Below are 14,373 nucleotides of genomic sequence, written 5' to 3' on the forward strand. Positions count from 1 at the left end.
AGTTTAATGATCAAAATCACCAGGAATAATATATATGGCGTTTTGAGGTTAAAATGATAACAAAACTAACTGAATTTTCAATTTGAGTGATGGGAAAGAATAGGAAGGTTTATTGTTTTAAAGACAAATATGAAGCGACTTTTAGAATTGCTGTTTCTGTACGTAATCGGTTTTGCCCAAGATGATAAATATTTTCTGGATCAATTAATCGAATTTCATTAAGATCCAGCCCACCTTCTGGTCCAAAAATAAAATAGTAATTCAATTCACTGTTCAGGTCCAAACTTGAAATGCTTTTATTCGAATTTTGTTCAAATATTACTACATTATTTCCAAGTTTTATTATTTGTTCAAATGAATCAACAATATTAATTTTTGGTAAATAACTTCTTAATGATTGCTTCATTGCTGAAAGGAGTATTTTTTGCCAACGATCCAATTTATTCCCTTTAATGATGGAATTTCTAGCTGGATAAATTATAAAATTTGTAATTCCTAATTCAACACATTTTTCCAGGGCAAATTCAAATCTATCCTGACTTTTTAATTTGGGAATGCAGAAAAAAATATTCGATAATCTATTTTCAAATGGCAAAATGTTTTTTATTTCGCAACTAACTTTGGATTTTTCAATAATAGTAATTATGCAATTGTAAATCTTGCCTTCACCGTTTGAAACATAAATATCATCTCCAATTGAATGGCGCATAACATTTACAATGTGGTTACACTCTTCACCAAGGATTACAATTTTGTCCCTAAAAATATTCTCATTTGGAGAATAATATAATTCAATGTTAGAAAGAGAACCCGAGTTCAAATATCCACTCTCCTTTTTTATATTCATTTAATGCATACGTTGCACGAAAAATGTTATATGGTAAAAATAAAAATATTAAACCTGCTCCATAGCCGGATAATTCTTTTATTCTTATTCCATCCTGATGGAACTGTGTTGCTCCATTATCCCCAAATAAGTTACCATACACAGCCAACCGATAACTTGTAAGTTCCTGTGGAATCCATGGAAGTTTAATAGAAAAATAAAAATCTCTTATAATCGGATATTTTAATTCCGCCGAAACTAAGTAACGGTTATGACCTTCACTTATTTCCTGGTAATGTCCACGGATTTTATCCCCAACACCCAGAAATGAATTATCATAAAATGGAATTGTTTTACCAAATGTAAAGCGGCTACTAAATCTAAGTTTACTAGTAAGATTACCAACAACCTTATTGTAAGTGATAAAATTAAGGCTGAAACTGGAATAATATATTTTATTTACCCCGAAACCTTTTTGAGTATAGTTAACATTGGTGTAAATACCAGAATCCGGGAATTGTTTTAAGTTTCGCGAATCAAAAATATATGTTAAACCTATTTTGGGGATTCGATCAATTCTATCTTCAGAACCAGTAATCAATCCATCAACCTTTTTAGGTATTTCTACATAATCATAACCAAAAAATAAATATGCCTCATTGAATAAGTTAAATCTTTTGCCAATATTGATGTAAGCGGATAAATATTTATACTCGAATTGCCCGCCATAGCTTGTAAAGGCAAGCGGACTTTTATTCAATATTTTATTGTACGAAATACCAAAGCTTAATGAAATATTTTGTTTCTTAATAAACCATGGATTGTAATAAGAAAGAATGTAAAATGGATCATATCCAAATGCTAATACACAGCTGATAGTTTCATTCATACCGCGAAAATTTTTGTACAACAGATTCATTCCATAGGTGAACTTATTAAAATCATTATCTCTAAAATCTATCAACGGCAGGGGCCAAATATACCAGCTCTCTTCCACAGTTATTATAATTTTAGATAAATTATCTTCATCAAGTTGAGCAGTTCTAACATGATTAAATAAACCTAAACTATATATTCTTTCCTCGTTATATCGTAAATCTTTCCTTGAAATCATATCGCCAATTTTAAAATTCAATTCGCGTAGAATTATTTCGTCTTTGGTAATTTCATTTCCAACTAATCTTATTGAATCCACTCTGATAGATTTTTCATTTTCAACCATCATAGAATCCAATTCTAAAGCAAAACAAAATGTAGTTGTGAGAAAAAGAAATAGTATTATTTGAAGTTTAGTCATATAAATAACACTTGTTCGGTTAGCTTAAAAACAATGTGGATGATTGAATTTATGCACAAATCGGGGACTGATATTTTTAATCATATTAACTTATTTACAATTATTAAACTCAATAAGAATACATTTATTCTGGATGACTTCTATTCCAACATCAATGACAGGTTTTACAGCTTTATCGTTTCTAATACCAAGTTGCAGCCATAAGGTTTTTGGTTTTACCTTTAAAACATCAGGGATCAAATCCGGAATAGCATCAGTTCGACGAAAGACATCAACTATATCAATTTTAAAAGGAATACTTTCTAATGATGGATATACAATTATATCATCAACATTTTTCAAATGCGGATTTACTCCAACAACATCATATCCATTTTCTTTCAGAAAAAAAGCAATACTTCTACTATCTCTTTCAATTTTATCCGAAATTCCTACAACAGCAATTGTTTTAGATTCATTTAATATTTGGCAAACGGATCGCATTTTTTTCCTACCTTTTTTCAAATCTTAAATTGAACATAATATAAATCAGGGCTAAATAAAAAATCAAAATTAAGTATTTGTTTCCTCCATAAAAGTGCTCATAGGTTCACAAGTACAAACAAGATTTCTATCCCCGTAAGCGTTGTTAATTCTTCCTACACTTGGCCAGAATTTATTTTCAACTGTAAAAGTAGTCGGAAAAACTGCTTGTTCCCTGGAATATGGATGTTTCCAGTCCTGTGCTAATGCTGTTTTTGCAGTATGCGGTGAGTTCTTTAATAAATTATCTTCGTGGTCGGCAATTCCTTTTTCAATATCTTCTATTTCCTTAAGGATCATCAACATCGCTTCACAGAACCGATCTAATTCTTCTTTGGATTCACTCTCCGTCGGTTCCACCATCATAGTACCATGTACCGGAAAAGAAACTGTAGGAGCATGAAATCCATAATCCATCAGGCGTTTTGCAATATCTTCAACCTCAACATTAGCAGTTGTTTTAAATTGTCTCATATCAAAAATTAACTCGTGAGCTACTCTTCCCTTCTTACCAGTATATAAAGGTTTATAGAAATTTTCCAATTTCGATTTCAAGTAGTTGGCATTTAGAATTGACATTTCCGTTGCTCGTTTTAAACCGCTTGTACCCATCATATTTATGTAAGCATAAGAAATAATCAAGATACTTGCACTTCCCCATGGAGCAGCGGATACGGCACGAATAGCTTCCTGTCCACCAACTTTTATAATTGAATGACCTGGTAAATATGGGGCTAACTTTTCATTAACAGCAATCGGACCAACGCCAGGACCTCCGCCACCGTGCGGAATTGCAAATGTCTTATGCAAATTTAAATGACAAACATCGGCACCAATAAATGCCGGACTTGTATAACCGAGCTGTGCATTCAGGTTCGCACCATCCATATAAACCAAACCGCCATTTGAATGAATTACATTGCAAATATCTTTAATTGCTTCTTCAAAAACGCCATGAGTTGAAGGATAAGTTATCATCAATGCGGCAAGGTTAGCTTTATTTGCTTCAGCTTTTTTCCTTAAATCTGCAATATCAACGTTACCATTTGAATCGCAATTTACAACAATAACATTCATTCCTGCCATAACTGCGCTTGCAGGATTTGTACCATGCGCCGATGATGGAATTAAAACTACATTTCTATTAGCGTTATTATTTTCAATATGATATTGACGAATAACCATCAAGCCAGTATATTCGCCCTGGGCTCCGGAATTAGGTTGCAAAGAAACAGCATTGAAACCGGTAATTTCTGCAAGCCATTTTTCTAAATCTTCAATTATTATTTTGTAGCCTTCCACTTGATCCACCGGTACAAATGGGTGAATTGATGAAAATTCTTCCCATGATAATCCAAACATTTCAGTTGCCGCATTTAATTTCATTGTACAAGAGCCAAGAGGAATCATGGAACCGGTTAAGGAAAGATCTCGCTTTTCAAGATTTTTTATATAACGAAGCATTTCAGTTTCTGAATGATACCTGTTAAAAACTTTCTCCTGAAAGTAAGCACTCGTCCTGATTAAATTTAATGGTAAATTATCTTTAAGATTTTTCCCAAGTTGATCAATATTAATTATTTTATTATTTGAAGCGGTGTAAAACAAATCAAGTAGTTTTTCAACATCTTCAAACTGGGTTGTTTCATCCAGAGAAATTCCAATTGTTTTTTCATTAATGTAGTTCAGGTTCAGGTTGGAAGCTATTGCCAGATCTTTGATTATTTCTAATGGAACCTGATCTGTCAATTCAACTTTAATAGTATCAAAGAAATAAGAATTAGTTTGAACAAATCCCAATTCTTTTAATCCTTCGTTTAATAGCAAAGTAAGATTATGAATTCTTTCTGCAATACTCTTTAATCCACTAGAACCATGATAAACTGCATACATTCCAGCCATTATTGCCAGCAGCACTTGCGAAGTACAAATATTACTTGTTGCTTTTTCTCTGCGGATATGTTGTTCACGTGTCTGAAGCGCCATTCGGAATGCTTTGTTCCCGTGCGCATCAACTGATACACCGATAATTCGCCCCGGTATAAATCGTTTAAATTCATCTTTAACAGCAAAGTAAGCTGCGTGGGGACCACCAAATCCAATGGGAACACCAAAACGTTGAGTATTACCAACCACAACATCTGCTCCAAATTCACCTGGTGGAGTTAATAAAACTAAACTCATCAAATCAGCAGCAACCGTTACATAAATTTCTTTCTTTTTTGCCTGTTGAATTATTTCCGTGTAATTGTAAACCTCACCATAAGCAGCCGGATATTGGAGTAATATTCCAAAAATATTATCATTTAATTTTATTTCCCGATGATCACCAATTAACAATTCAATTCCTTGTGGAAGAGCTCGTGTTTTTAAAACATCAATAGTTTGTGGTAAGCATTCTTCCGAAATGAAAAAAACATTTGCATTCTTTTTCTTTCTCAGATTGTACAACATCTGCATCGCTTCTGCTGCAGCCGTAGCTTCATCAAGAAGAGAAGCATTGGCAATATCCATTTTTGTTAAATCAACAATAACAGTCTGAAAATTTATTAGAGCTTCCAATCTTCCTTGGGAAATTTCTGCCTGGTACGGAGTATATTGGGTGTACCAACCGGGATTTTCTAAAATATTTCTTTGAATAACCGCTGGTACAATGGTGTTATAATATCCCATTCCTATATATGATTTGAAAACTTTATTCTTTGCTGCAATTTGCTTTAGTTTTTTTATAAACTGAAACTCTGTTAAAGGTTCATCTAATTTTATTTCCTTTTCAAGTCGAATATTGTCTGGAATAGTCTCATTCATCAGCATTTGTAAAGAACCCACATTAATTTCTTTCAACATTTCATTTACATCAGAATCCCGAGGACCCACATGGCGGTTTACAAATTTGTCTGTAGCTTCATAGTTTTTCATAATTTTAATTCTCAATCTTTTATTTTACAATTGATGATAGCAAAACCAATTTTGTTGGTGGACTATATTATTTTTAGAAAATTTGGTTATAAATATAACGAAATTAGTTAAAATTTTATTCTGAATTTCCAGGTTTCTAATTGTTTTGAAGAAAAGAATCTGTTAGATATGAATTTAGGGTATATAAGGTTAATCGATTTTTAGGGGAATTGATGATAAATTAAAATTTAATTCAGCTCACTAATTTTAATTTCACAAATTACGCTTAACGCAAGTTTAGCTGCGTTTTGCTCTGCTTCTTTTTTATTTTTACCCGTTCCACTACCCAAACAATTATTATCAACATACACTTCTACAGTAAAAACTTTGGCGTGATTTGGTCCATCCTCTTTTACAATTTTGTAGTAAGGATTTTCTAATCGATTTGCCTGGGTATATTCTAATAGTTGACTTTTAAAATTTTTATCTTCCATTATTCCGTTATCTTCTGTCCCAGGTTTAATTATAACAAGTTCAATAAATTTCCTTGCAGCATCAATACCAGCATCAATATAAATGGCTCCAATCAACGCTTCTATTGCATTAGAAACAATTGTAGCAACACCATTAGAAATTGAAAGAAATGAATTACTCACCAACATATAGTCCAGCAAATTTATACGTTCAGCCGCTTTTGCAAGCGCATTACGATTAACTAATTTAGAGCGGGTTTTAGTTAAAAATCCTTCATCTTCTTTAGGAAATTTTTTAAACAGGTATTCAGCAATTAGTAAGCTTAGTACCGAGTCGCCCAAATATTCAAGGCGTTCGTTGGATCTTAAATTGAAATCAGTAAATTCATTGTAAGAGCGGTGGGTTAAAGCTTTAATATAAAAAGTGGGGTCTTTTATTTTATAACCGAGGAGCTTTTCAAGCAGGGATAATTTTTCCAATAAAATATCAGAAAAATTTTCCGGGTATTCACTAAACTTAAACTTTTTTGAAGATATTATTTTCTTCAGCAAGTTTAGAAGTCTTGTATTCAAACAATAATCCTAAATTTTCTTGAACAATATCGATGCGTTGTGTCCTCCAAATCCAAATGTATTGCTTATCGCATAATTGATTTCTCTTTTGGTAGCAACCAATGGTGAATAATTTAGATCGCATTCCGGATCAGGATTATTCAGATTTATTGTTGGAGGAACAATACCATTTACAATAGCTAAAATAGAAGCGATTGCTTCAACTGCACCGGCAGCCCCAAGCAAATGGCCCGTCATGGATTTGGTTGAGCTTACAATTAATTTATAAGCATGTGCACCAAATGTAGTTTTTATTGCTTGAGTTTCGGTAGAATCATTTAATGGAGTAGATGTGCCATGTGCATTAATATAATCAACATCTTCTGGTTTTATTCCTCCATCTTTTAAAGCTTCTTTCATAGAACGAACAGCACCTTCGCCACCTGGTGATGGAGCCGTAATATGGTAAGCATCTCCTGTTAATCCAACACCTAAAAGTTCAGCATAAATTTTTGCTCCGCGGTTAACAGCGTGTTCATATTCTTCAAGAATAATCGCCCCGCCGCCTTCTCCCATTACAAATCCATTTCTATCTTTATCAAATGGGCGAGATGCTTCTAAATATCTATCATTCCAATTTGATAATGCCCTCATTTGACTGAAACCACCGATGGACATTTCCATAATTGAGGCTTCACTACCACCGCCAATCATTATATCGGCTCTACCACTCTGGATTAGCATAAATGCATCCGCAATAGCATGAGATGCGGTTGAGCAGGCTGACGTTGTTGCATAATTTGGACCCTTGGCACCAAATCTCATTGAAATATGTCCAGCCGCAATATCAGAAATCATCATTGGGACAAAGAAAGGACTGATCCTATTTACACCACCATTAAAAAAAGTAAATGTTTGTTGTTGATGTGTAAGAATGCCACCAATTCCACTACCAAAAATAACTCCAAATCTTTCTTTATCTATTTTTTCTAAATCCAACTTGGAGTCAGTAACTGCCATATCAGCAGAAACAATTGCAAATTGAGCATAAGGATCAAGTCGTTTAACACTCTTTTTATCAATCCAGATGGTTGGATCGAAATTTTTAACTTCGGCAGCAAATTTTGTATCGAAAGTAGAAGCATCGAACTTAGTAATTAAGCCAACACCATTTCTTCCTTCAACAAGACCTTGCCAAAATTCATCCGTTCCAATACCAATTGGTGTAACTGCCCCAATCCCAGTTATAACAACTCTCCTTTTGCTCATGCAAATTCTCCTAAAATATTTTTAATCGAATAATCCAAAAATTTTACTTAGTAAACTTTAGGGAATCGAAAAAATTATAATACAGTTACGGTTAATAACGATTTCTGTGCTATAAAATTAAGCTAATTTTTCAGTTAAATATTTTACTGCATCACCAACAGTAGAAATTTTTTCAGCATCTTCATCAGGAATAGAAATACTAAAAGCACTTTCGAATCCCATTACTAATTCAACTATATCAAGAGAGTCAGCACCCAAGTCATTCGTAAAAGATGCCTCTGGTGTAATTTGAGAATCTTCAACACCCAGTTTGTCCATTACGATTTCTTTTACTTTTGCATCAACGTCCATTTTTACTCCATTTTGTTTGTATAAAGTTAAGTGAATTACATTGTCATTCCGCCATCGACGGAAATTACTTGTCCGGTAATATAATCTGAATTGGAACTGCAAAGAAATAATACAGTATGTGCAACCTCTTCAGGTTTACCTTCTCGTTTAATTGGAACATTTGTTAGAACAATTTCTTTCTGTTTTTCGTTTAATTTTGCAGTCATATCTGTTGAAATAAATCCAGGGGCAACAGCATTAACACAAATATTTCTTCCAGCTAATTCCCTGGCGTTAGATTTGGTTAATCCAATAACTCCAGCTTTGGCTGCAACATAATTTGCTTGCCCAGGATTTCCAATTATTCCTACAACAGAAGCTATATTAACAATCTTACCATACCTTTGAGCTATCATTGGTTTAATTGCTACTTTTGTATAATTGAAAACGCTTTTCAAATTTGAACTAATGACAGAATCAAAATCGGCTTCAGACATTCTTAACATCAAACCATCTTTTGTAATTCCTGCATTGTTTACAAGAATATCCAAACCACCAAGATTTTCAATTGTAAATTGAATGGTTCTTTCTGCTTCAGACATTAAAGAAGCATCAGCTTGAAATGCAAAGGCTTTAACTCCTTTTGCAAGAGCTTCTAATTCCACTGATTTTGCGGCTTCCTGATTATTGTGATAAGTAAAAACCACATCACATCCTTTAGAAGCCAATTCAAGAACTATTGCTTTACCAATTCCTCTTGAACCACCAGTTACTATTGCTCTTTTTCCTTTCAGTTCCAATTATTACCAAAAATATTAATGATTTATTTAATTTGTTATGTGAAAAATGGGCTACTCTTTTTTATTACTACTTGCATCCGACAACAAATATTCTTCTCGGTACCTGACCAGCTCTTCAAATCCATCCTGCCCAATAACATGTTTTATTTCTTCCTTACATGCATCAAAAACTGTTGAGGACTGATTTTCTTTTTGATTACAATAATGCAACCTTGCCAAATGATCATCATCAACAGTAAGTACTCCATCACTAATAACAAGAGGGAATAATATACAATAAAGAGGTTTATATTTCCACTTGTTTAATCCATCTTCCATAGCAATTTTTTGAAGCGTGCAAAAGCCATGTTTATCCAGAAATACGCATTTACCATTATGGACTTCAGTACCTACAGCAATTCCAGATTCAAAATCATCGTCTTCAACAGGTTCTTCAAACCACTGTTCCGGATCTTTTATTTGAGAATCATCCATGGATTTGATGATTCTTTCTTTTACTTTAAGAATATTTTTATATTCTGATTCCTCGGTATATACACCATAATAACAGCATTCGCCTGAGCAAATGCAAACATCACATTCTTTAACAAATTTTGTAGTGAAAATTACAGGATCGATTTTCAATCCTTTGATAATCTCCAATTTTTTATCAGGCATTATAAATACCTTTCTAAATCAGAATATTTATCAATACCGTAAAATTTAACATTTGAATTTATTCTTTTTACCAATCCCTGCAAAACTTTTCCTGGACCAATTTCAATAAATTCATCAGCACCATCATTAATCATATTAACAATTGTTTCTTCCCACCTTACTGGAGCATTTAATTGTTCAATTAACAATTTCTTAATTTCACCTTTATCTGTTACAGGTTTAGCTGTTACATTTGCATAAACAGGAATTTTCGAATCGTAAATATTTGTCTGATCAAGTTTTTCTTTCAAATCAATAATTGCAGGTTCCATTAATGGTGAATGAAACGCGCCACTAACTACAAGTTCTTTAACTAATTTAGCACCATTCAACTTGCAAATTTCCATTGCTTTCCTTACACCTTCTACAGAACCAGAAATAACTATTTGTCCGGGAGAATTGAAATTAGCACATTGAACAATCCCTGCGGCAGATGCCTCAACACATATTTCTTCTAATTTTTGTGAAGTTAAACCAACAATTGCTGCCATTGTACCAGGGAAAATTTTTCCGGCTTTTTGCATTGCAATACCGCGTGTGCGAACAATTTTTATTGCATCGTAAAACTGGATGGCACTGGCAGTAACTAAAGCAGAATATTCACCAAGCGAATGACCAGCAGTCATATCTGCATTAAATCGCCTGAACAAACTTGCAATAATAACACTATGAAGAAAGATTGCTGGTTGTGTATTTTCTGTTTGTTTAAGTAATTCCTCTGGACCATTGAACATAATATGAGAAAGGTTTATACCAATGGCTTCATCAGCCATCTGGATCATCTCTTTTGCTTCAACAGAATTATCAAATAGGTCTTTAGCCATACCAACATATTGAGAACCCTGCCCAGGAAAAAGGAATGCACGCTTTCCCATTATTCCATGCTCCAAACCAAATAGCATGAGCCCCATGTATAACCTGCTCCAAATGCAGCAAGAATAAGTTTATCACCCTTTGTAATTTTTCCTGCTCTAAAATATTCTGTTAAGCATAATGGAATTGTGGCAGCAGTAGTGTTACCATATTTATCGATGTTAATCATTACCTTTTCTCCACCAATACCCATTCTTTTTGCTGTAGCATCAATAATTCTTAAATTTGCCTGGTGTGGAACGAGGTAGCTTACATCGTCACTTGTAAGATTATGTTTTTGCATCATCTCGTAAGAAACATCTGCCATTCCAATTACTGCAACTTTATAAACAGCTTTACCATCCTGATAAATGTAATGATATTTTTTATCAACAGTTTCATGAGACGCAGGCATTGCACTACCACCAGCTTTCATATAAAGTTTATTTTTCCCACTTCCATCGATATGCAAAATTGAGTCTACTAAACCATAATTTAGATCCTCAGTGGGTTCAAGCAGGATTGCCGATGCAGCATCACCAAAAAGAATGCAGTTATTGCGGTCTGAGTAATCAGTAATTGCACTCATCTTATCAGCCCCAACTACTATTACTTTTTTATATGCACCGCTTTCAATCAAACTTGCGCCTGTTCGTAATGCAAACAAAAATCCTGAACAAGCTGCTGAAAGATCAAAACCCCATGCATTTTTAGCTCCAACCATTTCCTGAACTAAGCATGCTGTTGCAGGAAAGAACATATCTGGTGTTACAGTTGCAACAATTATAACTTCAATTTCTTCAGGATGAAGATTAGAAGTCCTCATAAGATCTTTAATTGCTTCAGCAGCTAAATCACTAGTTGCTCCATTTTCAATTATTCTGCGTTCTTTTATTCCAGTTCTCGTTGTTATCCATTCATCCGATGTTTCTACAATAGATTCAAAATATTTATTATCAAGGATTTTTTCAGGAACATACATTCCAACTGCTGTAATTTGCGCGTTATATTTTCTATCAACCAATTTTTGAATATTCCTTTAATGATTCTTCAATTTTATTAACTATATTTTTTTCGTGCATTTCTTTTGCACGGATGATCATGTTTTTAATGCCTACTGCAGAACTTGAACCATGACCAATTATACAAATTCCATTTACACCAAGTAAAGGTACTCCGCCATATAAATTCGGATCTAATGGAATTAAGGCTTCCTTTAATGAATTTTTCAGTAATCCCATTTTTAATTTATTTAACAAACTCTTTTTAGCATATTCCTTTAAAAGGTGCTTAAGAAGTTTAGGAACACTTTCGCCAAATTTTAGAATAATATTACCAATAAAGCCATCGCATATAACAATATTTGCTTTACCGTTCAAGATATCCTTTCCTTCAAGATTGCCGATAAAATTAAGTTTAGAATTTTTAAAAAGTAATGTAGCTTCCTTGGTGAGTTTATTGCCTTTTTCTTCTTCTTCACCAGTAGAAAGAATTCCAATTGATGGATTAGGAATACCATAAATTTCTTTTACATAAAGGCTGCTCAATATTCCATAATTAAGAAGGTGTTGTGGTTTGCAATCTACAAAAGCTCCAACATCAAACACAGTACACACACCTGCAGAATTTGGATAGTAAGTTCCGATTGTGGGACGTTCCACATTTTTAATTCGTCCCATAATTAATGTGGCAGCAGTAACAACTGCTCCAGTATTTCCTGCACTAACAAACGCGTCAGCTTTTTTTTCTTTTACTAATTGAGTTCCTATAACAATAGAAGAGTTTTGCTTTTGCTTTATAGCGATTGTTGGAGTATCGCTCATCGTTATTACTTCTTCAGCATGAATAATTTTTTCTGAATTGAAGTTTAGCTTTTCTGATTCCAGAATTTTTTCTATCTCGTTCTTTCTACCGATTAAATATAAATCAATTGCCGGAAAATCGATTAAAGCTTGAACTGCACCAGAAACCTCATTCAATGGGGCGTAATCCCCCCCCATTGCATCAACTACAATTTTACAAGAAGAAGTAACCAGGGATTGTTCCATTGAAATGATTAACTCTTTGGCACAAACATAGACCGCGAGGCGTAGTAACCACAGTTTGGGCAAGCCCGATGGCTCAGTTTTAATTCACCGCAATTGCTGCAAGTTGATAAGGTGGAAGCCTCTGCTTTATAATGAGTTCTTCTTTTATCTCTTCTGCTTTTAGACCACTTTCTTTTGGGATTTGGCATTGTCGTCTCTCTTTATTACTATTTTACTTTGTTTTCTGTTTTAGAATTGAAGAAAAAACATTTTCAGTATTTTCTTCTTTACAATTACAACTTTCTAAATTTAAGTTCGCACCACATTTAGAACATAATCCTTTACAATCTTCCTTACATAATTTTTTCATTGGTTCAGAAAGAATTATAAATTCTCTCACATCTTTCTTCAAATCAATCTTATCAGCTTCTGGCGAAAGATAGTATAAATTCAACTCATCAGTTTTTTGTGGATTGTTGGTGATGAGATAAATAAGACGAAAATTGCTTTCAAGGATTGATTCGAAATTTTCATCGCACCTATCACATTCATACCCGGCTTTTACAATTACATCACAACTAAGAACAATCTGACTATGAGATTTATCCATTTTTACTAAAAGAACAACATTTCCCTTGTATGGATTATCTAAGTTAATGTTTTTAATCGGTTCATCAAATTCAATTGTATGAACACCATCTGTAAAATTACTGAACTTGATTATCATCTTTAACCTTCAAAAAAGGCATCAAAATATAAAGATTGTGCATCTTATAAGCAAATTAACCATTGCTTCCTCCAAATTCAAAATATCAATAAATCAATTAATATTCACCTGATTTATTTTACAAATTTTATTTACTTAAATAAAAAAGAAATCTATAAATTTGATTTAGAGAAAATAACAATTCAATTTAGCAAGATGCTATATTTTTTTTCAACAATCGCTTCTATATTCCCGATGCTTATTTATCTTGCAGTTATTTGGTATGCAGATAAAAATGACCGTGAGCCGATAAAATTAGTTCTCATCAACTTTCTTTGGGGTGCTATCGGTGCAGTTATAATTGCATCAATCAGTAGTTTCATTCTGCTAACAGAATATTCAAGTTTAATTTCAAATAAAGGTTTACAAAAATTAACTGGGACATTATTTATTGCGCCATTTGTAGAGGAATTGGCAAAAGGTTGTTTCCTTTTTTTAACAATTAACAACAAAAAGTTTGATAATCTGACCGACGGTTTGGTTTATGGTGGAGCAATTGGATTAGGTTTTGGCATGACAGAAAACTTTTTATATTTTATTTCCTTCGGAACTACTTTCACCTCATGGATTACCATTGTTATTATAAGAACTTTATTTTCCGCTGTAATGCACTTTTTATCAACCGCTACGTTTGGCGGATTCTTATCATTTTCAAAATTTAAAAGCTTTCCAATAAAAATAATTCTTTCAATTGCAGGATTATCTTCTGCAATGCTAATTCATTTTATTTGGAATCTTACAGTAAGTTTTGGTGTAACTATCATACTTGGTTTTCTTTTCTTATTTTTCTCTGTACTCATTTTTATAACTGTATTTGCATTATCAATACGCGCTGAAAATAATTTGATTTACTACGAAATGATGGAAGAAGTTGCTAACAATCTTTTTCCTGCCGAGCACCTTGAAGTGTTTAGGAATAAAAAGCAGGATTCTGTAGGTTGGATTGATGAAAATATCAAGTCAAAATATTTGAAATTAATAACAACTTTAGCATTTAGAAAAATGCAATTAAATAAATCAACAGATTATAAAAAAAAAAATCCTTTTGGCTGAAATTGAAACCTT

15 protein-coding genes are annotated in these 14,373 nt (G+C 33.1%); 1 reads left to right on the forward strand and 14 read right to left on the reverse strand.

Annotated elements, in window-relative coordinates; translation table 11 throughout:
- Positions 1-109 precede the first annotated feature (109 nt).
- The 14 genes from NTX22_05405 to NTX22_05470 all read right to left on the reverse strand — a co-directional run bounded on the left by NTX22_05405 (position 110) and on the right by NTX22_05470 (position 13,269).
- Positions 110-820, reverse strand: coding sequence for an RsmE family RNA methyltransferase (locus NTX22_05405; protein ID MCX6149945.1), 711 nt, complete (start codon positions 818-820; stop codon positions 110-112).
- Positions 798-2,123, reverse strand: a complete 1,326-nt coding sequence (locus NTX22_05410; protein ID MCX6149946.1) for a BamA/TamA family outer membrane protein — start codon at positions 2,121-2,123, stop codon at positions 798-800. Before NTX22_05410 ends, NTX22_05405 begins: the two co-directional genes overlap by 23 nt.
- Before the next feature lie 90 nt (positions 2,124-2,213).
- Complete coding sequence (locus tag NTX22_05415) at positions 2,214-2,606, reverse strand: CoA-binding protein (protein ID MCX6149947.1); 393 nt, start codon at positions 2,604-2,606, stop codon at positions 2,214-2,216.
- Between the two features lie 69 nt (positions 2,607-2,675).
- On the reverse strand, positions 2,676-5,564 hold the full coding sequence (gene gcvP, locus NTX22_05420; protein MCX6149948.1) for an aminomethyl-transferring glycine dehydrogenase: 2,889 nt from the start codon (positions 5,562-5,564) through the stop codon (positions 2,676-2,678).
- Positions 5,565-5,791: 227 nt separating this feature from the next.
- The gene (rnc, locus tag NTX22_05425) at positions 5,792-6,589 is read right to left on the reverse strand and encodes a ribonuclease III (GenBank protein ID MCX6149949.1); all 798 of its coding nucleotides are present in this window, start codon (positions 6,587-6,589) and stop codon (positions 5,792-5,794) included.
- 9 nt (positions 6,590-6,598) lie between these two features.
- Positions 6,599-7,837 (reverse strand): beta-ketoacyl-ACP synthase II, encoded by a 1,239-nt coding sequence (fabF, locus tag NTX22_05430; GenBank protein MCX6149950.1) that lies wholly within the window; start codon positions 7,835-7,837, stop codon positions 6,599-6,601.
- 117 nt (positions 7,838-7,954) lie between these two features.
- Positions 7,955-8,188, reverse strand: a complete 234-nt coding sequence (locus tag NTX22_05435; GenBank protein MCX6149951.1) for an acyl carrier protein — start codon at positions 8,186-8,188, stop codon at positions 7,955-7,957.
- Positions 8,189-8,223: 35 nt separating this feature from the next.
- Positions 8,224-8,967, reverse strand: coding sequence for a 3-oxoacyl-[acyl-carrier-protein] reductase (fabG, locus tag NTX22_05440; protein MCX6149952.1), 744 nt, complete (start codon positions 8,965-8,967; stop codon positions 8,224-8,226).
- Between the two features lie 51 nt (positions 8,968-9,018).
- On the reverse strand, positions 9,019-9,624 hold the full coding sequence (locus NTX22_05445) for a DUF3109 family protein (protein MCX6149953.1): 606 nt from the start codon (positions 9,622-9,624) through the stop codon (positions 9,019-9,021).
- Positions 9,624-10,538: an ACP S-malonyltransferase gene (fabD, locus tag NTX22_05450; protein ID MCX6149954.1), complete on the reverse strand. Its 915-nt coding sequence runs from the start codon at positions 10,536-10,538 to the stop codon at positions 9,624-9,626. Before fabD ends, NTX22_05445 begins: the two co-directional genes overlap by 1 nt.
- Positions 10,538-11,539, reverse strand: coding sequence for a ketoacyl-ACP synthase III (locus NTX22_05455; protein ID MCX6149955.1), 1,002 nt, complete (start codon positions 11,537-11,539; stop codon positions 10,538-10,540). The genes fabD and NTX22_05455 overlap by 1 nt, the downstream gene beginning before the upstream one ends.
- Positions 11,532-12,563, reverse strand: a complete 1,032-nt coding sequence (gene plsX / locus NTX22_05460; protein MCX6149956.1) for a phosphate acyltransferase PlsX — start codon at positions 12,561-12,563, stop codon at positions 11,532-11,534. The genes NTX22_05455 and plsX overlap by 8 nt, the downstream gene beginning before the upstream one ends.
- 8 nt (positions 12,564-12,571) lie before the next feature.
- Positions 12,572-12,751 (reverse strand): 50S ribosomal protein L32, encoded by a 180-nt coding sequence (gene rpmF, locus NTX22_05465; protein MCX6149957.1) that lies wholly within the window; start codon positions 12,749-12,751, stop codon positions 12,572-12,574.
- Positions 12,752-12,774: 23 nt separating this feature from the next.
- Positions 12,775-13,269 carry a DUF177 domain-containing protein gene (locus NTX22_05470; protein ID MCX6149958.1) on the reverse strand — a complete coding sequence of 165 codons (495 nt, stop codon included), beginning with the start codon at positions 13,267-13,269 and terminating at the stop codon, positions 12,775-12,777.
- Between the two features lie 195 nt (positions 13,270-13,464).
- Here NTX22_05470 and NTX22_05475 point away from each other — a divergent pair, with 195 nt between their 5' ends.
- Complete coding sequence (locus NTX22_05475; protein MCX6149959.1) at positions 13,465-14,361, forward strand: PrsW family intramembrane metalloprotease; 897 nt, start codon at positions 13,465-13,467, stop codon at positions 14,359-14,361.
- The last annotated feature ends 12 nt before the right edge of the window (positions 14,362-14,373 follow it).

The organism is Ignavibacteriales bacterium, assembly GCA_026390815.1.
Lineage (GTDB): Bacteria > Bacteroidota > Ignavibacteria > Ignavibacteriales > SURF-24 > JAPLFH01.